The sequence below is a fragment of the Candidatus Hartigia pinicola genome, from assembly GCA_020541205.1.
Classification (GTDB): Bacteria; Pseudomonadota; Gammaproteobacteria; order Enterobacterales; family Enterobacteriaceae; genus Hartigia; species Hartigia pinicola.
In genome coordinates this window covers 1,415,938-1,441,298 of the sequence record CP048208.1, presented here as the reverse complement: position 1 = coordinate 1,441,298, position 25,361 = coordinate 1,415,938, and the positions used below count along the sequence as shown (strand labels likewise).

Here is a 25,361-nt window from a genome sequence, read left to right as displayed (position 1 = left end):
ACTGCGGATAGGTGTTCTGATATTTAAAATAAAAGCAAAATTTGATTAGTGGCTAAATTATTATCCCTGAATCATTATGCTTGGGATGTAAAATAGAGTTAGGAATATTTATTATTTTTTGTAAAACTATTCCAAATTACTGATAAGTTGAACTAAATGTTCAACTGCTTGTTTTTCATCTTCACCTTCGGCATAGATTGTTACAATAGCACCTTGAGTTAAGCCTAAAGTTTGTAACTTAAATAGGCTTTTTGCGCTCGCAGATTTACCACCAGAAATCAAACTAATATTAGAAGTGAATGTCTTTGCTTCTTTCACAAATTGAGCGGCTGGACGAATGTGTAAGCCATTTGGTGCTGTGATTGTGACTTCTTGCTGGAACATATGAATTTCCTCAATAACTTTAGTTTTTTATAATAACTTAGTCTATTTTAAATTAAATAGTCTAGGTTTACGTATCTTTTATTTAGATTTCTAGTAACCATTAAATTAAATCTAGCTGCTTTTGTCACATAGCTATTTATATTCTCCTTATTTGTTTATAGGAAAACTTTCGGTTAATGTCTATATGAAACTGCAATTATTTTGTATATGTTAAGTTATTAAATATTGAAGTATATTCTATTTTTTTAATATATTATCATATTGATAATATTTATCAGTTTAAATTATACTTGATTTTTAATAAATTCATCTTACGAGAAGTGAAAGCGGCACTATAAATTAAGTTAATTTTTAGTTTGAAACGATCAGCATGTTAAATATTAAATTTTTAATTATAAATCATTTTTTATCCGTATTAAAGCTTGATCTATACTACAAAATTATTAAATAAGTGTTTGTTTTTTTTAATTAATTTCTAATACTTTTAAAGTATTTTTTATATGTGCGAGAAAGAAAATGGTTGATAGCTAGTGCTTACTTGATTAAGTTAAGTTTAGAATGATAATGTTATATTTAGATTAGGTTCATGATTTACATGTGAAATGATAATAGTGACTCTAGAAAAAATGTGTAAAATATTTTCTTCTGATTAAGAAACTTGCTATTTGTATTGTATGGTAATTATTTATTTTAACAATCTTACTAGATTTACGATGCATTTAAGTTATTTAAAATTTAAACCAGCACTTTTTACATTTTATACGAGTAGAGTTTGATATTTTCATTAGGAGGGGTAAAGGATTAAGATTATTTCTTGAGGTTAAATAAAATGATAAGAATATTTTATTTTAAAAGTTTCTATAATTATTTATTTTTGTTTAACGAATGTATTATAAAAGATTAATTAAAAACGTGAATTTAAATATTTTAATGTTATTCATCTTTTATATTAGCTGATTTTTAATTGATTTAATATATAATGGGTGATAAATATTTTTTGGAATATAAACGTAAAGACATAAACATAAAAATTATTTTTTATAATCTAAATCATTTCCCTAGAAATTGTATATTTTTTTAAAAATATCTTTTAGTAATATTAACGTCATTTTCTAAAAATGATTTTTATACATGCTAGTAACTTTTGTATAGGATAAACATTATTAAAGCATACTGTTGATCTGTTATAGAATCTGTAATTATTAGAATTTTATTCTATACTCTTTAAGTGCTAAGGATCATGCGTCGTCTTATTTAGAAAACTTTATTTATATTGCGTTTAAAAGGGGCATGCACCTTAATAAGAAATAAATTTATTAAAATTTTTCTCCTGCACTTTCTGAGTGTAGATTTCATTATTTTCACAAAAGATATAGAATAATTATGTTTGCAAAGATTGTAAATCAGTTTTTTATTAAAAGTATTTTTAATCATTGTATCTTAATTTTAGTAAATTGTTTATAAAAATTTTTTTGATTAATTATTTTAAAATATTTTGCTTAAAATAAAATGATATAGTTTACAACTATGATTAAATTTAACTTCAATAATATTGATAAACATTTTTAAAATACTTAATACTTAAGAAATGAAACTTTGTAAAAACTTGTTAATAATATAAATTAAATAATAATACTAAAGTTTAGTGTTATAATTATTTAATTATCAGCATTTAAATAAATATGTATGTGAATAAAAACATATTAATTACTACAGTCGTTTTTATAATGTTTAAAATTTTACAACATAATTATTTATAATATTTAAAATCAATCAATACCAAAAAAAGTATTTTTACTTTCAGGATTTTTATTTATAAAACTAAAATGATTACATGAATCTAATATAATCATAAATATAAATAGTGTACGTTTCTGCATTATAACTGAAGAATAGAAAATATTATAATGCGAATAAGAAATGATATAATAATCATGAATTAATGATAATAAAAGATAAATAAAATTATTTATTTATGAAAGATGCTAAAAATTATTTAATATTTTCATTTCTTTTATCAAAATAATCAAAAAAAACTAGAACAAGCTATTAACGAACAAATTTTTTCATAGATCAGTTTTTATTTTTTTAGAAAATACATAATGTAGATATTCTTAAAAATTAATGTGTATTTAGTTATATATATTGTATACTCCTGAATCTAATTAAAAGTATTTTTTAGTCTCAACTGACTCCTGAGTATTTTTTTTTGAAGAAAGAGTGCTGAATATTTGCACTCCAACTTTAGAAAGGTAAAATGTTAAAAACATAGTTAAATCTATTAATATAAGTATTAAGATTTAGTTAAAGAAAAACATATTATTTATTCTTAAAATTTCAATACTGATTTTGTGATGTTATATAAAGAAATTTTTGACTAAATAGATATGTGGTGTGAAAGATCATAATATAAAATAAAGTATTTTCAAAATCAAAAAAAAGAGTTTATTAAATAATAGTCACACTAGATCATATGACATTTCAGCACTGACAGGAAATATTACGAACAAAAATAAAACTGAACAGTTGAAATTCATTTATTAATATTAAATATTTTAATTAATATCATAGTTATTTTCACAACATGTGCCTGTATTTTTGAATGTTTTTAAAATTAAGGATCATAGAAGTATTGCTGGATTACGATCCATAACTGATACATTTCTTACTAAGGATATGTTTTAATACGAGTTAGTAAAAATCTAGCTCTTTTTTATCGTTTTCTTTCTCAAGTGTAACATAGTAATATATGTGTGGTACTTTTCTCAAAAATATTCTGGAGAAATATGACAGTGGTAACTAATTTTTAAAATATATAGTATTGCATAAGACATTTCATACACATTGATTTTCAAAGGGTGTTTAAGCTTTTAATTGTTTAGCAATAAGAATTGCTTTTTAAAATATTAGCTTTGTTAATAGTTACTACTGTAGGTTATTTAAAATTCTGAGTAGGTATGTGAAGCAATGATTAAATTTGCAAAAGTTTTGTAAGAGTTTGACGCCGTACTAGAATAAGAAGTTATTTATTTATTATTAAATTTATCAGTAATTTGTTTGTTGATTATTAACATTATTTAATTGATATTTAATATCAAATATTTTTTATAGCATTATGAATGATTATAGAAATATACTTATGTGAATATTACAGTCAGGAGAAAAATTTAAAAAGTAAGAAATTATATGAATGTATTTTATGAATGTTTTAAGTGATTTGATATTTTTAGTAAAATTTAGCTAAATATATTAGTTTAGTGAATCTCTTAGTAATGTCAAAATGGATTATTAATAGTAAAGAATATATAACACAATTTTTAATGAGATTGTTTAAGTGATTATTTTATCGGTTTTTGCTCTTGAAAAAAGATAAGTGGTGTTAGTGTTCATGTGTTAAATGTTATCATCTAGAGAAAGATGTTAATTTTATGTACTGAATTTTCTTACAACATGAGTGAATAAAATTACTATTTTATAGTACAAAAATAATCTTTTGTTAAAAAATTTAAAAAAGATAATTCTTCAGTAAAAATTGTAATTATGCATTAAACTGAAATGTGCTAGTAACTTAATCAATTCTTTAAAAAAACTACAGTTAGTTTTTAAAATTTCCTCAGAAATATTATAAAATAATAACAATAAACTTAAAGTGATGACATATATAAATCGCTTTCAGAAAACTATATTAAGTATATTTAAGTATGATAATTAATTATAAGGAAAATTTAACCTTAATGACTTAAGGGATCATAATGCAGAATAGTGTAATAAAAGATTGGCTATATTTGAGCTATTTATCGGGTGAAAACCAGATTTATATAGAACAGCTTTATAAAAATTATTTAATTGATCCTACTTCTGTGGATACTGACTGGCAATCTATTTTCCAAGCATTATCTGAAGCAGATATTAAAACTAAGAAATTTCATTCGAAAGCATGTGAACATATTTTTTTCTTAACTAAAAATTTCACTCGTGATAATACCTCTGTTGTTAACTCCAGTATTCACGTAAAACAAGTGCAAGTCTTTCAGTTAATTAATGCGTTCCGTTTACGTGGTTATCAAAACGCAAATCTTGATCCATTAGGCTTATCGACACATAAAGCTCTTCCTGATTTAGATCCAGGATTCTATAATTTAACAAAAGAAGATTTTAATAATACATTTAACGTGGGTTCTTTTTCTATAAACAATGCAACCATGACACTTAATGATTTGTATAATGAATTAAAACGTGTTTATTGCAGTTCTATTGGTGCAGAATATATGCACATTACAAATACTGATGAAAAACGTTGGATCCAGAATCGTCTTGAATCTTCAAATTTTGTTAAAAAGTTCTCTAAAGAAGAAAAACGTCGTTTTTTAGTTGCATTAACAGCAGCGGAAGGATTGGAACGTTATTTAGATGTTAAATTTCCAGGTGTTAAACGTTTCTCATTAGAAGGAAGTGATTCATTAATTCCCATGTTAAAAGATTTAATTCATTATGCAGGAAAAAAAAATATATCTGCAATTGTTATGGGTATGGCTCATCGAGGCCGTCTGAACGTATTAATTAATATATTAGGTAAAAAACCAACTGAGTTATTTTCTGAGTTTAGAGGTCAGAATAAACAACACACAAGTTCAGGAGATGTAAAATATCATCAAGGTTTTTCTGCAGACTTTAAAACTAAAGATTCATGTGTGCACTTATCATTAGTTTTTAATCCATCTCACCTTGAAATTATCAACCCAGTAGTTATGGGATCGGTCCGTGCTCGTCGTGACCGTCTTGATCAGTTTTGCACTGATACGATTCTGCCAATTACGATTCATGGTGATGCAGCAATAATAGGTCAAGGTGTAGTGCAGGAGACACTTAACATGTCTCAGGTACGTGGTTATGAAGTTGGTGGTACAGTACGTATCGTTATCAATAACCAAATTGGTTTTACTACTTCTAATTTACAAGATATTCGCTCAACAGAATATTGTACAGATATTATGAAGATAATTCAAGCTCCCATCTTTCATGTTAATGCTGATGACCCAGAAGCAGTTGTATTTATTACTCGTATAGCTTTGGATTTTCGTAATAAATTTAAACGTGATGTTATGATTGATCTTGTGTGTTATCGTCGTCATGGTCATAACGAAGCTGATGAGCCACATGTAACTCAGCCAATGATGTACCAAAAAATTTACAAACATCCAACTGCACGTAAAATCTATGCAGATCGCTTAATTTCAGATGGCGTTCTTACAGTAGCGCAAGCCACTTCAATGGTTAATTTGTACCGTAATAAATTAAATACAGGAGACTGTATAGTTGAGGAGTGTCGTGAAATTGGTTTATATTCCAATGAATGCAACACTCACTTCAATCATGACTGGAATGAGGAGTATAAGTCTACATATAATTTTAAACGTTTACAAAAACTAGCCATAAAAATTAGTACAATTCCTGATGCATTTATTGCTCATGCTCGCGTAAAAAAAATTTACTCAGACCGCACAGATATGGCGAAATGCAAAAAATTATTTGATTGGGGTGCGGCAGAAATGTTGGCTTATGCAACATTAGTGAATGAGGGGGTGTCAGTACGTCTTTCTGGTGAAGATGTGAGTCGTGGTACTTTTTTTCATCGTCATGCTGTTATTCATAATCAGATAAATGGTTCAGTTTATGTGCCATTGAAAAATATTCATAACAGACAAGGCATTTTTAATGTTTGGGATTCTGTGCTAACTGAAAATGCAATACTAGCATTTGAATATGGTTATGCAATGACAGAGCATAATACTCTAACTATTTGGGAAGCGCAATTTGGTGATTTTGCTAATTGTGCGCAAGTAGTTATTGACCAGTTTATTAGTTCAGGTGAGCAAAAATGGGGTTTAATGTGTGGTTTAGTTATGTTGTTACCTCATGGTTATGAAGGACAGGGCCCAGAACATTCATCTGCACGTTTAGAGCGATACTTACAGCTTTGTGCAAACAAAAATATACAAGTATGTATACCTTCTACACCGGCTCAAGTTTACCATATGCTTCGTCGTCAGTTTTTGCGTGTTATGCGTCGTCCTTTAATTGTGATATCACCTAAATCTTTACTTCGTCATCCATTAGCAGTCTCTAGTTTAGAAGAATTGGTAAATGGAAAATTCCAAGTAGTGATTGGTGAAATAGATGCCATTGATTCAAAAAACTTAAAGCGCGTTATTATGTGTTCAGGTAAAGTCTACTATGATCTGTTAAATCAGCGTCGTAAGAATAAACAAATCAATGTGGCTATTGTGCGTATTGAGCAACTGTATCCATTCCCGCATGAAGATCTTCAAGAAATATTATCACAATATGCACATGTGAAAGAGTTCATTTGGTGTCAGGAGGAACCTGTAAACTATGGTGCTTGGTCTTATAGCCAACATAATTTCCGTACAGCTCTTCCAGAAAAGGGAATTTTACTTTATATAGGTCGTAATGCTTCTTCATCTCCAGCTGTTGGGTATACTTCAGTTCACCAGGAACAGCAATGGTCTTTGCTTAATAATGCTTTAAATATTAAATAAATTCAAGGATATAAGATGAGTGATCTAGAAATTATTGTTCCAGATCTGCCTGAATCTGTTGCTAATGCTACAGTTGCTAGATGGCATAAAAAACCAGGTGATAATGTTAAGCATGATGAAGTACTGGTTGAAATTGAAACTGACAAAGTAATTTTAGAAGTCTATGCACGTGAACAAGGTGTCTTGGAAACTATTATAGAGGATGAAGGCGCAATAGTAATATCTAAACAATTACTAGGTCGTATTTATGTATATGATAGTACGAGTATTCCAGAAGTAATTCAATCTGTAGAGGTAAAAACACTTGAATACTACCAAGCTGAAAGCTTAGAAGAAAAAAATAACAATATACTAACACCAGATACTTGTTGCTCAGTGTCTGAAGATGACCTGAATTCAGTAGATATTAGAGAGGCTGTAGTGAATAGTAGATTAACTAGTCAATATACTGCAAAATACTTAGTAGAAAACAACAGAGAATCGTCAGTTCAATCAGATGCAGAACTAAAATCTTCCACGGATCATCGCAGTAAAAAACATATACCAATGACACGATTACGTCAATGTATTTCTGAACGTTTATTAAAAGCTCAAAATAGCATGGCAACGTTAACAACTTTTAATGAAGTTAACATGCAACCTATTAAGGATTTTCGTAAAAAATACAATGAAATTTTTGAAAAACAACATGATGTACGTTTAGGTTTTATGTCTTTTTACGTTAAAGCTGCCGTTGAAGCATTAAAACGTTATCCAGAAGTGAATGCATCAATTGATGGTTCTGATATTGTTTATCATAATTACTTCGATATTAGCATAGCTATTTCAACAAGTCGTGGTTTAGTAACACCAGTATTACGTGATGTTGATATAAGTAACATGGGTGACATTGAAAAAAAAATTAAAGAATTTACTCTTAAAGGACAAGCGAATCAATTAACTATTGAAGATTTAAGTGGTGGTAACTTTACTATTACTAATGGTGGCGTATTTGGTTCTCTGATGTCTACGCCTATTATTAACCCACCACAGAGTGCAATCTTAGGCATGCATGTTATTCAAGATCGTCCTATGGCGGTTAATAATAAGGTTGAAATTCTTCCAATGATGTATCTTGCATTATCTTATGACCATCGCTTGATCGATGGTAGTGATTCAATTAAGTTCTTAATTGTTATTAAAGAATTACTAGAAGATCCAACTCGGTTATTGTTAAAAATATAACTATATCAGAAAATAGGTGAAAAATGTGTTTAGTCTTAAAAAACTGATTTAATTGGTTTTATTAATTTTTAGATTAGTGATACTTTTAAGAAGTAAATCAAGACTCTACATACTCAATGATGAACATAGCGTTGATTAATTTATGGGAGTATCACATCATGCTGTTTTTGAATGTTATAGTCTGGCCATGATAATAGGTTATGCCTATTTAATATTAGAAAAATGAATCTAGAATCTAAAATGGTTATGAATTATATATTAGTAACTAATTAGATGAATGTTAGTAGATATTCTAAAAGGAGGTACAATGAGGTAAAATTACAATGACTAGTAATGTTAATAACATGAGTACAGGTTCTAAGAATATTTAAAATATAATTTTAGCAATTAATTAAATGAATAAAACAATTCACTTATTCATTATGTTATATGTTAACTATGCGATTGGTTTTTTTGTTAAAATGTCTATGTTGACTAATTCATGGTAGTACTATTAGTATAATATTTATGATTAAATAGAATATGATATTACAATTAAGCACGTTATTAAAACGCTAGAACTAATTTATAAATTCATTCTTTATTTATTAATGAGCTCCTTGTTTTTTAAGGACATAAGTAAGTACTTGAATACAGTGTTAGTGATAAAAATGAGTTCATTTTATACATGTATAGCTTTTAACTATTTTCTTAGATAGATCACTTTAAATTAGTTTCAATTAAGTTATTAGTAGTTAAATTTATTTATATATCAATTAGATTTTAATAAAAAGGTTTTTATTATTAATTAGAAATATTAAATATGCGTGATATAATAAAAAATGTACATGAATCTCAAACAAGATAATAAAAACTGCGCTCCGTTTCTTTTTATGAAAATATTATGTATATAATAAACGGTACAGATCTTTTTTTTGGGAAATGAATATAATTTCATTATATAGTATTATGCTATGCAAATTTTTTGCATACAAATGGTAGTACAATAATAAGATCTATAATTTTAGACTTTAAAGTTATCTTTTTGATAAAAATGTGAAAAATACTTTTTTTATTACTATTTCTAGTGAGATTTTTGACTAAAATTTAATTATACAAGACATTATTAAGGCATATACAAGACATTAATGTAAAAGAGATTAGTTACTGATATGTGTAGAAGGTTAAATCATAATGGATTTTAATTAATCAAAAATTATATTAATTTACTAAAATTTTATTTACTATTTCTCAATGTACTGTTCATTCAGAACAAGCAAGAATGTACAGTATAAAAATCTTGAGGTTGAGTACTAAGAGAAAAAATCTATTTATCTACTACTGCTAGTGCACTTCATTCTTTCTGTGAAATAGTAAGATAATAATTTCAATTTCTTCTGTGATTTATATTCTTGTGTTTGTTATAAAATATGATTTTAAAATTTCTTAATACAAGTATTAAAATGAATCATTGCTATTATTTAAACGTATTTTGATACTAGCTGATATTAATAGTTCAAATGAATATATTTCAGACTAGTGTGCTTATGATTACTTCTAGCTTTCCATGTGGCACTAATCCTAATGAGTCTGAAGAAGATGTGTTATACTATGTTATATTCATTTGTTAGGTAATATCCGTGTTGTTTTATGTTCAGTCGCGCTAATTGTACAGTGATTAAATAAACGATAAATATAGAATTTATTTAATTCATTCCTATGGATATTGAGGGTGATATAGTTTTAAATTCAAGTTGTCTTGGTACTCTAAAACTAAATCTAAACAGATTTATAAATAAAAATAGTTATCATAAATAGTTAAATGCAGTTAATTAGTAATTTACTGAATTAAAAATGGTTCACGTATACGTTATACACAATTTGATAAAGATCATTGATTGTATTGAATTCTTATAAACCTAATCAATCTTGTTGTACGAGATAAAATAAAATATACTTTCATTTTGTGCTAAGTATTTTTAGTCAAAGCATAATTTTAACATAAATATATTTTACATGCAACCTGCATAATGATTTTTTTTCACTGAAAATACAATGTAAGAGAACACTCAATATATAATTAATGACCAGTATAATTACAAGAGATTGAGTGAACTATATTAGTTTTAGTATTATAGCATTAAGTGTTTAACTTATTTCGCTGTGAAAATGATTTTCAGAGACTGTTGTTTATTTAAATAATTATATTATAGCAAGATTAAATTTATTTTATATTAATGCATAGTGCTGTTTTATTAGATCACAATACAATTACATGTTAAAAAATAATAAGTGAGTCTTATGAGTAATAATATTTTTCGAGATGTTAAGTAAATGATTAATTTTTGCTTTTTTTCAAAACAAGAAAACAGAAAAAATTATTAATCGTATTAACTTAATGCGTTAAATGATTATGAATAAATGACAAAAGCTTTATCCTCTGTAAAGCATGTATTATCAGAGAACTATATTAGAAGTCAAATATTTTCTGATAGTATATATTATATACTAAACTTTATCTTTAAGATAGATCCATACTGAGCTTTTTATTTTGATATAATATAAGAATATGAGTTCATAGAACATAATTTTAAGTTTCTTAGAAATCATATCGCTGATATTTAAAAGAGTTATTAAAGTATTTTCGACATCTTGTAAAATGTGTTCATCTAACATTGATTGTTTTTTCTGATTGAAAACATTCTATATAATATGCTAACATTTTTTCTCAAATATTAACGATGATTAGATATCGTGTGTTATTGTTCACCTTTACTTAAAAATAAATGTAATATCTATTGTATACACTTTAGTGAGTTGATCTATATCAGTAATACTACGGTTTTATTTATAACACTATATAAAGATTTGATAAATAAATAATTAAATATTAGATCACCTATTGAAACAATGCTACCAAACGTCATGATTTTATCCCCTTGAATCACGTACTAATATTTTTATTTAATATTAATAGTGATCTAGACATTGCTTCAAATCTACGAAGCATATTCAAGTTTATAGTTACCATCAATAATTGTGCTACGACAATTAGATAAAATATTTTCTTTTTTGAGAGATGAATTAGTGCTGTATTAGTTAAGAATAAATTTGTGTCTACAGAAAATTCATACTATAGTTATTTTTTATTTGTTGTGTTACGGAAACTATGAGTAATATACTCTTTTAGAGAAAAGGGTAATATTAATAGAATTATCGCTAAGTGATAAATACGTTTTAACATTTTAGAACTTGTAAATAAAATAAAGAAAATTTATTGGATGATTATTTTAAAGTTTCTGCTAGAATACACTCATAAAGAATGCGAAACTATATAAAACTTTACATAGAAGTATGATATTGAGGTTATTAATAAGTTGAATAAAATACTTAAATTTTAAAATGTATTTTTTCATTTATAGATATTTTTAGAACAACGTTGTGATTGAATAAATCATTTTTTAGTATTTATTCTGCATCAATATTTCAACTTTTGAATTATAGTATAATTGAAATAAATAATACTATATTATAGATAGCAAGGTTAGTCTAGTTACTATTAGATGCAATTCAGGGTGAGAAACAATAACATTCTCATTAATTTTGTGTGTTATATTTTCAATATGATAAATTAATTTTTTAGATTATTAACAATTCTATAGGATAGAGGCAATAAGTTATTACTATATGTTTACATTTTAATATATTTTAATTAAAATATAAATAATTTAATTTGTTTAAAATTTGGAATCAGAATATCAAGATTATTGAGTGATGAATTAAGTCAATTACTAAAAAATTTTTAGGCAGTCTAATCTACTAAGATTTATTTTAATTTAGATTATTAAATGTATTTAAATTCAATAGGTTAGAAAGATGTATGCCTGATAATACTATTAGTAAATAGTGCGTGCAACTAATAGTGTAAACATTATTAATTATGTAAAATTTTTTCTTTTAAGAAAGATAAAAAGACATATAATAGAGGAACTCAATTAATATCATTTTAAATTTGTATTGTACGATTTGAGAGTATACAATTTTCTGGAATTTTATCTGTACTTACATAAGTACGTATCAATGTTGTTAGTGCAATAATTTTATCAAAAAATTAATAACTAGTATGAATATAGTATCAGTTAGGAAGTAAACTCCTGATTAAATTTTAATTAGATTCTAAAAACCTCTATGTTTTTGAAGATAACATCAACACTTTTATCGTTTAGTGCGTTATATTTAGCTTCATTCATTTTCTGTCTTTGTGTTTAGAAGATTATTTAAATGATGATATGGTATTTACTTTCGTAATCTTTAAATAGATAGTAGAAATAAAGTAGTATATAAAAATATCATTTGCAGAACATGTTATTTCACAGTATGAAATTTTTCATTGCAATAGTTCTCATAATGTATCACGAGATGAATGTATTATCTTATAGTATATTTCGTGACGTTATTATCGATACTGCACCAATCATTACTGTTCTAGCTACTAATTATAGTTATCAGTTTTATCAAATGTTGACGCTTATACTAAAAACTATCTAGTAATATAAATAACTAGATTTTAAATAGCCGTTGAAATACCTAGTTAGATTCATAGTTAATATTTTGTTACGGTAAATATTGCTCTGAACTGCGATATTAAAATTTAAACTTTCTTATTTAAGAATTTAAAATTTTTCGATATGAATCAGGAATTTTTAGTATTTCATTATGTATTTAAATAGTTTTAATGAGACTTTAATAAATTTTACATAGATTATTTAATATTCCGATTACATGATGAAATCTAAAGTATTGTAATATATATCCCTGTGAATATCAGTAACTGCATAATTGCAATGATTTCTTAAAATTTGACAGATACTGTAATCTTTTTTTGTTTTGACTCGTAATCATCAATAATTGTAAGATGTATTGCAAGATTTTTTTTAAAAATACTATATATATAGTATTGTCTATAATGTTTTATCTAGTTTTTAATGCATATACTGTGTTTTTGTATGTAGATAAATAAAAAACTAATAATAATATATAATTTTTATGATTTTTATAATAGCTCTATTTTATTACTTAGTTTTACATACGAGTTAAATAATATAGTCTCGATTAGTCTAATCTTGTCATATTGTCGGATATAAATTGAACCACATATTAGTAGCGCATCCAGTTATTGTATACTAACTACAGGGGTGAATATTGTAGGTACTGTAAGATTTAGTTATTATATTTATTCATTTAAATGTTATTAAGATTGTTTTTTTAATCTTTGTATATGCATCGTAACGATAAAAATAGTGAGATATATTAAAAATGTTATTTTAGACTTTTATTTTACGTAGTAAAATGTTTTTCTGTACTAAGATTACCTGTCTTAACTCAAAGTAGAGATTGATTTTGAGCAATTGTATCTTTGTAGTTGAAGTAGATAAAGCTTTCTTTAAGATAATTTTAAAGTGCTTGGAAGAGCATTTCTTTAAGTATTTAATGCTATTACAATATTGTTATTATTATATTTAATAAAGATTATGTTGACAGTCTAATATAAAAAATATATCAGTGAATATACAGATTAATATGAACATTCACGTTTTTTTATTTAAGATCTGTTAAGATTTTTATATTGAATTACTAGTTTTAATAATATTTAATTTTTCTGAGATTTTTGATATAATTTAGGTTATTCAAAATTTTTTAAAGGATATAATAAAATCTATAACTTACTAGCATCTTTAAAACGTTTTTATTTTTTTAAAGAAGATGACAGACAATAAAGTAAATTTTTGTTAAGTAGTTCTATATTACATATATTTCAAGTTTAAGTACATTCAAAACATCAGTCATGTTTATTAGTAACTTTATTTATTTCAGCATAATTAATAACAAAGTCTGTCTCTAAGTTAATGTGCACATTAAAACTGATTTAGCTACTTTTTAGTTTTTAATGTAAAAAATTTTTAAATAATTAAATAAGAAATTTAATAGAATTAGTTTAGTCGGAGAAACTATACCATATAAAGGTAAAAGATTATTTGATAAAACAATAAAAAAATTTTCTAGGGGTTATGTCGTGAAACTTTAAATATATAACTAGTAAAAATTATTAACTGAAATATAATTGTGTATGAAAATATGTACCTTATATAAGCATTTTTATACCATCATTAAATGTTTTGAGTAAGAGAATTATTATGTTTGCAGATAATGGTTTTATAAGCAGGTGAGGTGAGTTAAGTGCTGAAAGATTATGCTTTTAATTTATGAGTACTATAGTGTTATTACTTGTCCTAGTAAGGCTTTAACATTATAGTTCGCATTAATAGAAAAATAATTATTTTAGTTTTTAGTATAGTGAAGAAATATTCCTGATATCAGAAAATATCATTATAATAAGAATAAAATATAATATAGTTTACAAAAGTATCGTAAAATAGAAAAGTATTATAATATTAAAAAGAATGTTTTTTATTCTAGAATTCTATATTTTAATATTTCAGTAAAATGCTATCAAAATAATGTAAACAATAACTTTTTTCATCGCTCAGTAGATTTTATACTAGAGTGATAATTGTTATTTTATTAATATTTAGGCATACATAACCTAATATTTTCATGATTAAATACATAAAATATCAATGCGAATTGTAATCTTAAAACAGAATATTATTCTAGGTAATCTGTATAATTGTTTAATAATATTTTAATTTTTAAAAAAATTGAGTGAATGTTTTTAATGAATCATCAAGTTAAAATTATTGTTTTATTAGTTCTGTATTTTTTTCAGTATCATCAAATAAGAGTTAGATATTTCATATTTCTTTTTCTAACTTTAATACTTATAATTGTGCGTCAAGCTAGTTTTAAATTTATATTTAAATTAGATTATTTATTATTAGTATTAATTTATAAAATTTGTATTATGACAAGAATACGATTTAATAATTATTATTTCACTTCTTGCAATTAAGTCGATACATCACTTTTACTATAGCAACAATATTTCGTATACTTATCTTGTAATATTATGATTATTTTCGTGAATATAAAAAATACTGGTGTCAATTTTCATTATATTAATAATGTGAATTTATGAATTTATGTGAAATTTTAGTTCAATTTAGAGTAAAATAGTAATGAGGCGCCAATTGATAAAATATTATTAGAGAATTTTATCAATAGGAAAAATTTTCTAATTATAATTGAATGGCTCGAATAATAAAGAATTTTCCAAAAAAATAGAGTGTGGCCACAATAGCTTTTGATGCTTTAAATGAAAAAGTAAATCTTGAAATCAGCCAAACACAATTAGAGATAAATAATAAAAATGCTCCGATCATAATTGAGAAGTTATAATCATGACTAAGACTAAAAAATTGTTCACCTGCCACCCAAGACATAATCATACTCATCATAACTAAAGAAAAAATAATTGTCTGTCTATCTTTAAGTTTAGACCAGATGATAGCTAAAGTAATTGTTGCAATGATCAAAGATAGCAATATCCAAGGAAGATATAAACTAAACTTAAGCTGTATACTAAAACTAATAGTGTAAAGAAGATGACTAACAAACATTAAATATACAGGAGTGATTGAGTGTTCACGTAATAGCATCATTTGTATATCAGAAAGTAATGATATTATTAGCGCAGTGAGGCTAAAATAGTCTTTTGTGGCTAAAAAATCAGCGCTCCATCCCCAAAGAAATAACAATAGTAATGTAATAGGACGAAAGAACCAACGTTTCCAATTAGGACCGCGATAAGCTGCATCAATATACAACCAACCAGAGAACAGTATTGTTAGAAATGGCCAATTAATCATAAACATATCCTTATAAATTTAAATAAATGAGATAATTATACTGATGTTCCTTTAAGATAAATGACGCTAATTATATTGTAAATTTCATTTTTTTTGATAATAATTAACTATTTGGCTTACTTTACTTATCATCTAGATGTAAATTGAGTAATTTAAGATGTATATGCAGATTCTTTCTAAATACTATTTTAAATACTGTTTAAAACTTGTGAATCATTTAATGTTATTTATGATAATTATTGTCACTATAGTAGTGTTAGAAAATAAACATTTTAAATTAATGTAATTAAAATAAGATTGATAAAATACTTTATCTTTCAGTTCTTTTTTAGTTATTAAAATAAAAAAATTCATTAAAAATGAGTGATCTTGTTTATACAATAGGTCTTAAGAAATTTTTTAAATGATAAGACGACTCATGCTTTATTAAAGAAGTTGTTAATAAAAATAGTATTAATTCACTAACTAAGTTAATTGGGTGCATTTATTACATACAAGGTCCTAATGTTATTCTTTTAGATCTTAACAGATCAAGTATAAAGAATTTTAAAAATGTTATCTAAAACCTACTTTTATTAATTCTAAATTATAAACGCCTTAAAGACATTAAAAAAGATATATATATTTAGTATCTTCACAAAGAATTGTTATTCTTTTATTTTCTACAGAGTATTATTGAAAATCTACTTTTCAGTAGATGCATCAAAATATAAATATTATTATGCTTTTATAAAATAATGTACAAATTATTTCAAAAAGAATGTATGACATGACATTTAATATGATAAATATTTTAATATATATTATTAACGTTTATTGTGTATTCACTACAATAGTGTTATTTTAAAATTAAATAACGAATAAATAAACGACAAGCAATATGTTTAGTTATATTTTCACGATGTAGTTTCCAATTGAATGGAATATCAATTCGTGATAACTCCGCTTCTGATTCAATATAAATCCAGCTTTCATTAGATAACCATTGATTTTTTTCTAATAAATGTATTGTTTTATTGATTAAACCTTTACGGAAAGGTGGATCAATAAACACTACATCAAAACAAGTGCCTATTTTACTCAATTCTACCAAGCTATCATTATTTATTATAGAAGCTTTATGAGCTTGTAAACGTGCTTTATTTTTGAAGAGTAACTCTGAATTTTGTGTGTTTACTTCGATGAAGGTTACATTATTAGCAGAGCGAGATAAAGCCTCAAAACCTAATGCTCCACTTCCCGCAAAGCAATCAAGGCAGCTAGATTCATAAAGAATAGGTAACAACCAATTAAATAAGGTTTCTTTGACTCGATTAGTTGTGGGACGTAATCCGTCACTATTACGAACAGGTAGTTTTCGTCCACGCCATTTTCCGCTAATGATACGTATCTGACCGAAAGAAGTGTTTTGTTTTTTTTTACCATAACATATTATTAATATAATCTTTAGGCGTGTTTATAAAAAAATCATAACTGATAATTTTGAAGGTTTCACTTAGAAAGTTAAAAATAATTATTGTAATTTTTATTTTAGATATGTGTTTTACGTAATAAAATGATATACTTAATATAATTTGATAATAACTTACACGCAAAATAATACGAGTTTAATTTAGGCTAATATTCTAAATTTTTTCGATAAAAATAGTATAAGCATACATCATTTGTGATTAAGATTAATAAGAATAACTAATATATACTGTTCTTACACACCACTTTGAAGCATGATAAGTGTCATGTTAAGTGTTTAAAAACAATATTTTATTGCGAGGAATTTACTAACTTATGGCGAAAAATAAGAAAAAAAATTTTTTCTCGTGGCTTGGTATTGGCCGTAAAGATAAATACCAAACTCAACAGAAAGAAATGGAACAACAAAAAATAGATGAGAAAAAAAAGATAGATCTAAAAAAAACAGTAGATAAGACTCCTGTTAAGATTTCACAGAAAGAGACTTCATGCCAAGATCATCTTAAAAAAATACAAAATCAACCAATAATGAAAGGAGTAAAAACAAAATTTAATCATCTGTTTAATGAATCACAAACAACTATTCATATTCCTCAAGTAAAGACTGAAAACCCGTACCAAATAAAAAAATCAACAATCAAATCGGAAGTATTAGAAACTCATTTTCAAAAACATCAATCTACACGTTCTTCTATTTTAAGGTTTAAAAATAAAATACAACGTGAAGAAGAGCAATCTGATGAGTGTGTAAAAGAAAAAATTGCATCTCAACAGAAAAAAAAATTAACTGCGATAAAATCGGTAGACAAAAAAAAAGAGCAGACTCAGTGTCAAGAAAAAGTAATTTGTTTTTCAGAACAACAACAAGTTGAACCAAAAAGTATTTTGGAATACCGTTATAACATCTGGAATCAGAAAGACGAAGAACTTAAGACAATTGAAGAAGATAAACTGAAAAAGCGACAATTCATTAGTCGCTTGAAGAAAGGATTAATAAAAACGCGTCAAAACATCGGTTCAAGTTTTTTCAGTTTTTTGTCTGGAAAAAAAATAGATGCTTACCTCTTCGAGAGGTTAGAAGAACAATTACTTGTTGCTGATGTTGGTGTTGAAACGACACGTAAAATTATTAATAACCTAATAGCTCATACTAGCTGTAAGGATTTAAAAAACGCAGAGCTCTTATATTCTCGATTACGGGAAGAAATGACTAATATTTTAGTCTGTGTAGATAAACCGCTCATCATTAAAGATGACAAAACTTATGTTATTCTTATAGTTGGAGTTAATGGTGTAGGGAAGACTACTACTGTTGGAAAATTAGCTCGTCAATATCAATTAGCAGGTAAGTCTGTGATGTTAGCAGCAGGAGATACCTTTCGTGTTGCCGCTATTGAACAATTACAAGTCTGGGGAGAACGTAATAAAATTCCTGTTATTTCACAGCATAGAGGGGCTGATCCAGCATCTGTTATTTTTGATGCATTACAATTAGCTCAAGCAAAAAAAATTTCTATCTTGATAGCTGATACTGCTGGACGTTTACAAAATAAAACGCACTTAATGGAAGAATTAAAAAAAATTGTTCGTGTAATGAAAAAAGTAGATCCACACGCTCCGCATGAAATTATGTTAACCTTAGATGCAAATACTGGATTAAATGCAGTTAGTCAGGCAAAAGTTTTTCATGAAGCTGTAGGTGTAACTGGTATAATATTAACGAAACTCGATGGTACAGCAAAAGGTGGAGTAATTTTTTCTATTTCTGATCAATTGAGCATTCCTATTCGTTATATTGGGATTGGTGAAGGTATTGAAGATTTACGTCCATTTAAATCTAATGACTTTATCGAAGCGTTATTTGCACGAGAGGAATAGTTTTAATGATTTTCTTTAAATGTGTGAGGAAAGTCTATTTCGGTAGTCGATAATCTTTTCAAAATTTAGATGTTCTTCTTAAATTTGGATAAATTATATTCTTAATAGGTCATTCTGGTGCTAGTAACAGTATATTACTAAAACTGATTTCTGGTATTTAGCAATCAAGTACAGGTTAGATAATTGCGATGGACATAATATTACTGTTTGAAAAATAAGATATTTTTACGTAGTAAAATTGAAATTATTTTTAGAAACATTATTTTTTATTTGATAGAATAATTTATAATAGTGTGGGGTACCATTAAGCATATTATCTACAAGTTCGGGAAAGATCCGGAGGAAAGTTTCTATATTTTTGGATCAAGTTACTTCTCTTGATAAAGCTAAAAATATTTTAATATCATTATCAGTTATCAGGTAGTGCGCAAAAACATGTTAGGTATTGTGCGACAATTGTTAATAATCCGATAATGTTGCTCATCGATGAGCTAATAAGTAATTTTGATAGAGACGGGTTAGAAAAGGATGATACAGTGATTTGAAGAATCTAATTGTGTTAATATAATGGTTGTAATAAAGCATTCATAATATTATGTGCTTTCATAATAAGAGTTTCATATACTTACTTTGAGTCAAGAAAAATGATTAGAGGTTAAGATAATTAAAATTTTTATAAAGAACAGTGTGTCCGTGTTGTATGTAATAAAAGTAAGAAGTGAAAAGTATATGGTGTGAATAATGCTGTTATATTTACTTAATATATTATAATTTATATATTAAGTCTAATCTTTAGATACTCTTTTCATGTCAATGATCTACTTATATTTAACTCTATACAAAAAATACGTAATTTAGATAAATTTTTAGAACTTATTTAGCATTCTTCTATGTAATAGAAGTAGTTATTAACTTTAGATAAAAATCTAAATACACATATGAAAATATTTTTATCGTTTTTATATTTAGAAATCTTTTTCTACATAACTGAATGTTTACTTAATAATCTTTAATCTTAGGGATTACATTGAAACTATAAAATGAATTATTGTTTACTATCTTAAAAATTACGTATACTTTATAATATATATTATTCGAAAATTTTCACTCATATAATTAAAAACCTGCTTTAACGCTTTCATCTAGGAAATTAATTTTGTATATTCTGAGTTGTGTCTAGTTGTTTTTTCTGTTTTTATATTGTTTATTATTCTTTTTATTTGTGAAAGAAACCCTCAGTTAATACTATTTCTATATGTCGCATAATTCCGTAATATTTTACTTGTATTATGATTTTTCTACGGACTATATCTGTACTCTTGATGTTTTCACCATAATAAAAACGTAAGTGACATTTAAATTTAATCATTGCTAATAGATACTTGAAAAGTATATTTTAACGTATATTGAAATAGTCTTTATTTTTTAGCAATTTTTTGAAAGCTTTAAGTAAGTTATATGTTTTTTATACGTATACGAAGAAAATTAATAGAGATCGCATGTTAACAGAAATGGTTTGTAAAACATTTAGCATTTTTACTTGAAATTTTAGATGGATTAATTGCCTAGTGGTATCTGTCTTTTAGTTATCATCAATAAAATTTTAATATTTTGAAAGTTTTTTTTGACTATTTTCAGTAGTATAGGACTTCTCTTAAAATAGACATATTAAATTATTATCTTTAAAAAAAGATTTAAAATAATATTGTAGAAATTAAAATATTAATGTATAATTTCAATATGTAGTGATCTTAAATACTAACAAATATAACTCATCGTTTCATCTTAGTTAATAAAATTTTTATTTTTATCAAGTAGCCTATCATTTATTAGATGCATTATTCTTCCGCTCAAAAGTAGTAAATAAATCTTAATTGTATTTTATATAGAGTTATGTAAACAACAATATTATTTTTAGTGAAATGAAGGTGAAATCAAAGGAATAACATTAAGTATCTTAATAATTTGATCTGTTATTTTTATGTTCTAGTTTGTGCATGCTGATAATCAGCAATCTGTGACTAGTTTTGATACGAAAGAACAATATTTTTAGATACATTTTTTAATTATTTACATTTCTTTAAATTTATTAAAATATAAAATCAGTATTTACTTAATTTCTGTTGAATAATATTAGAATTTTTAATTATTATTTTCTAATTTTTTTATTTATTTGATATTTATAGTATTTAATAGGATAAATATATAGTAATATGGACGATAGAATCAAATATTAAGCATTAATAATATTAAATATAACAATATACTATCAATTCAATAAAAATAATGAAATTTATAAAAATCTCAAGAGAGATGAAAAAATAAAATAAAAAATGATTTTAGCATAATTATTAAAATTTTTTAAATTATTTAGTTTATGAGTATGTAATGATGTGTTAAGTACAGAAAACTATACACGTTAACATTCTTGCAAATTATTTTGTGTAATACAAATAATATAGACCATACAAGATTACTTCAGAACATTGTTTTAAGTAATAGTAAAATAATATTAATAGCGTAATACTTATTTTTCAAAGTAATAATTTTAATGACTCGATACTTAAGTATAGATTTTAAAAATATATTAATGAATAAATAGTATTATTATGTGATTAAAAACTTATTTTTCTATATAAATATTTGATATTTATGAATATAAAATAAGATATGATGATAGCAAAACTTTCTCTAATACATTTATATTGTACTATATTGTAGTATATTCTACTACTAAATAGTTGTACGTAATCAAGATTGTTCATTTCAATTGAATAACTTAATGAAGAAAAGTAGATTTCTAAGAAAATTATATTTAAACATGTTATTATGCGTATATATAAATAGTAGTTAAGTACAAGAATTGGCGCTGAAAGATACGTAAAATATTTATTGTGTGTATTTAAGTGAGTTTATTAGTATAATTTAAAAAAATTCGTGATAAATAAAATGACTTTATTAAAGTATTTATTTTTTAGTAAATGAAAGTTTTTAGTTAACCGTTCTTTTTAAGAATATACATGATAAGAAATATTGCAATTCATATTCATTGTTCTATATCATTGTTAAGTTTCAGTAATAGAAACAACTAATTATACATATAAATAAATAATGGACAAATATATAGACGTAGCTTAAGTGTATTTTATTTGAATCGTTTAGTATCTCTATTCAGAGAATAATAACAAACTATAGAGCATACGCAGTATCTTGAGGTAATATTTAGAAAAGATCTGAAATCGAGTTCAGTTAAACTTGTATGAAAATATTAGCTTGTTAATTTCATGCTAAACTAAATAGTTTTTATTTTACATATTACGAAATAAAACAAGAGTGTGATTTCTAACTTTTATTTTATTTCTATTAAAAGATATGAATATAAAATATTTTTATGTTGAATATATGTTATTTTATTACGAATTTATTTATAGTGACATCTTAGTCAATACATATGTAATAATTTTTTTGTTTAATATATTAAATGCACGCATTATAAAAATGCATTACTGATAATATGAAAATTAAGATAATCTCTCGCTATATTGTTATTATCATCTCTTAGATAATGACATTAAATATTCATCCAGAATAAACGCTAATTTTTTTGTCTTTTTGGCAGAGATTGTGATGTTTAGTATTAAATATATTACTTATCGATTTATTTTTTAATATAATAAAAGTGATGATTCTGATTTTAAAAATTAATATATTCATTTCTTATAAAATGATATAATTTTGACAAAGATTGCACAATATAGATACTAATTTCATAATGATTTTTTTTAGTTGTTTTGGTATTGAGATTATTTATTGATCATTTTCATATGAGAATACAGTGTAGTTTACCTGTGTAGCAAATTTAAGATAATAAGTGTACTTAATATTTATGTTATTCAAGTTATTTTATTTACTTCTATGGTTGATACGAAAATCATAACTGTCGCAAGATGTGTTGAGATAATTGATATAATACTATAGTTCTTTAAATTTATTTAATAGTAGTACGTGGTGAAAGTTATTATAAATATTAGAAGCTATATTAAATAAATTCATTTTAGGCTATAGTAAAATCATGATATCCAGATTATTTCAGTACACAATATTAAAATATTATATCATTGAATATATGAATAAATAGGTTATGAATTATCTCACTTAGTATACGAAAGCAATGAAGATCAAAAAATATTAGAAAAGAAAATTACATTTGTTCTGCTATTGTTTATATTCTTTATCTTTTCTTTTGTTACTGTTTGTACAAGATTAGATTGTGACTGAGAAAAAGCAATGTAAAGTCAGTGGTCTTAAGTAGAGATGTTATTTTTGTCATTTAACTTTTGAGAATTTATAGTTATTTCTATTGGTTAATTAACAATATTATTATTTTCTTGTGTTTAATAATAAATGCTAAAAATCATCAAAAATCCTTGATGTACCCATGAACTCTTAAACAAGAAAGCTCGATTGTTTGATTAGCAGTCTAATTGTGAATATTTTGGTTTTTATATTTTTAAATCAATATGAAAATTCTTCTTTAGATAAGTTTATGTAATATTTGGGTTAGGAAAATGATTGTGTAATAGTTTTCATATTGACTTTGAGTTAAAGTATGTTGTTACTAAACAGTATAGAAATCATAAGCTAGTGATATAAGATTAGTCTGAGGTTAGATCATTACTTAAATCGAATTTTTTGATTTAGAAGTTCGCCTTGTAGAAAAAAAGAGATAAAATACTTTCTATGTTTTTTACAGACCATAATAAATATAAAAAAATTGCTTTTATTTTGTAGTATTGATTCTTTAATATTATTTCTATAGTGATTGCATATGCTAGTGTGAGTGCATATAGAGTATGAAAAATTATTTTATAACTTGTTGTTTTCTTTGATTTTTTTAATATCTACTAAGGTTATTGCATTTATTATGCATGCTATTTTATTTTTTTAAAATAGTTATTTTAACTCATCAAAGTGTTTTTAGTTTAGAAACGTTTATTTTTAGGTGAGCATATCAATTATGCTAGAATTGTTATTAGTTGTGTAAGCTAAAATATTAATGAATATAGTTATAACTACATTAATCCTTATAAGTAAAATAATTCATGATCTTAAAGCTTGTAATGTATTTATTGGGTATAGTGATAATTCTAATCATGATTAAATGTCATAAAATTTTATCATAAATAAAAGTACTTTAGATAAAGTTGAAAAACACACATATATCGTATACACTATTATGAGCGAATCAGGTAGAGAAAAGATGAGTATACTACACATGACCCCTTTGTTGCAAGTAAGTGGTTTAAGTATGCGTTTTGGCGGTTTATTGGCAGTGAACAATTTTGAACTTACATTAAATCAAGGTGAAATTATTTCATTAATTGGTCCTAACGGAGGAGGGAAAACTACAATATTTAATTGCCTTACAGGGTTTTACACACCCACTAATGGGAAAATTATATATTATAAACAGCGTTTAGAAGGTTTGTCAGAACATGTAATTGCTCGTTTAGGGGTACTCCGTACTTTTCAGCATGTCCGTTTATTTAAAGAGATGACAGTAATTGAGAATTTATTAGTTGCTCAGCATAAACATTTTAAAAGTGGTATTTTTTCAGGGTTATTGAATATATCTTCTTTTCGAAAAACAGAATCTAGAGCAATTGATAATGCAGTGAAATGGCTAGAAAGATTTGATTTATTAAAATTTGCTAATTACCAAGCTGGGACTTTGACTTATGGTCAGCAACGTTACTTAGAAATTTCTCGTTGCATGGTTACTCGTCCGAAGATTTTAATGTTGGATGAACCATCTGCTGGGTTGAATCGAAAAGAAACTAACAAATTAGATAACTTAATTTCGGACATACGTTCTCAGTATCATGTTTCTATTTTATTGATTGAACATAATATGAAGTTAGTCATGGGAATCTCCGATAGAATCTATGTAGTAAATGAAGGAACGCAACTTACAAATGGTACACCTAATCAAATCCGTCAGAATCCCGATGTAATTAATGCTTATTTAGGAGAGGCGTAA

Annotated in this window: 7 protein-coding genes; 4 read left to right on the top strand and 3 right to left on the bottom strand. The window is 25.2% G+C overall.

Annotation, left to right across the window (positions count from 1 at the left end):
• Positions 1–126: 126 nt before the first annotated feature.
• A complete protein-coding gene (ptsH, locus tag GFV14_RS02695; protein ID WP_457914135.1) occupies positions 127–384 on the bottom strand; it encodes a phosphocarrier protein Hpr in 258 nt (85 codons plus the stop codon).
• A 3,752-nt stretch (positions 385–4,136) separates the two neighbouring features.
• Between ptsH and sucA the strand changes: the two genes are divergently transcribed.
• A complete protein-coding gene (gene sucA / locus GFV14_RS02690; RefSeq protein WP_457914134.1) occupies positions 4,137–6,944 on the top strand; it encodes a 2-oxoglutarate dehydrogenase E1 component in 2,808 nt (935 codons plus the stop codon).
• Between the two features lie 15 nt (positions 6,945–6,959).
• Positions 6,960–8,168: a dihydrolipoyllysine-residue succinyltransferase gene (sucB, locus tag GFV14_RS02685; RefSeq protein WP_457914133.1), complete on the top strand. Its 1,209-nt coding sequence runs from the start codon at positions 6,960–6,962 to the stop codon at positions 8,166–8,168.
• A 7,175-nt stretch (positions 8,169–15,343) separates the two neighbouring features.
• Here sucB and GFV14_RS02680 read toward each other — a convergent pair.
• The gene (locus tag GFV14_RS02680; RefSeq protein WP_457914132.1) at positions 15,344–15,973 is read right to left on the bottom strand and encodes a lysoplasmalogenase; all 630 of its coding nucleotides are present in this window, start codon (positions 15,971–15,973) and stop codon (positions 15,344–15,346) included.
• An 838-nt stretch (positions 15,974–16,811) separates the two neighbouring features.
• A complete protein-coding gene (gene rsmD / locus GFV14_RS02675) occupies positions 16,812–17,405 on the bottom strand; it encodes a 16S rRNA (guanine(966)-N(2))-methyltransferase RsmD (protein WP_457914686.1) in 594 nt (197 codons plus the stop codon).
• Positions 17,406–17,758: 353 nt separating this feature from the next.
• On the opposite strand from rsmD, the gene ftsY reads away from it, so the two are divergent.
• Entirely contained in the window at positions 17,759–19,321 is a 1,563-nt protein-coding gene (ftsY, locus tag GFV14_RS02670) for a signal recognition particle-docking protein FtsY (protein WP_457914131.1), read from the top strand.
• Between the two features lie 5,275 nt (positions 19,322–24,596).
• Positions 24,597–25,361 (top strand): high-affinity branched-chain amino acid ABC transporter ATP-binding protein LivG, encoded by a 765-nt coding sequence (gene livG, locus GFV14_RS02665; RefSeq protein WP_457914130.1) that lies wholly within the window; start codon positions 24,597–24,599, stop codon positions 25,359–25,361.

Excerpts from the sequence above, each read along its gene's own strand:
- sucB (WP_457914133.1), top strand. The coding sequence starts at position 6,960 with ATGAGTGATCTAGAAATTATTGTTCCAGATCTGCCTGAATCTGTTGCT.
- ptsH (WP_457914135.1), bottom strand. The coding sequence starts at position 384 with ATGTTCCAGCAAGAAGTCACAATCACAGCACCAAATGGCTTACACATT.
- GFV14_RS02680 (WP_457914132.1), bottom strand. The coding sequence starts at position 15,973 with ATGATTAATTGGCCATTTCTAACAATACTGTTCTCTGGTTGGTTGTAT.
- livG (WP_457914130.1), top strand. The coding sequence starts at position 24,597 with ATGACCCCTTTGTTGCAAGTAAGTGGTTTAAGTATGCGTTTTGGCGGT.
- ftsY (WP_457914131.1), top strand. The coding sequence starts at position 17,759 with ATGGCGAAAAATAAGAAAAAAAATTTTTTCTCGTGGCTTGGTATTGGC.
- sucA (WP_457914134.1), top strand. The coding sequence starts at position 4,137 with ATGCAGAATAGTGTAATAAAAGATTGGCTATATTTGAGCTATTTATCG.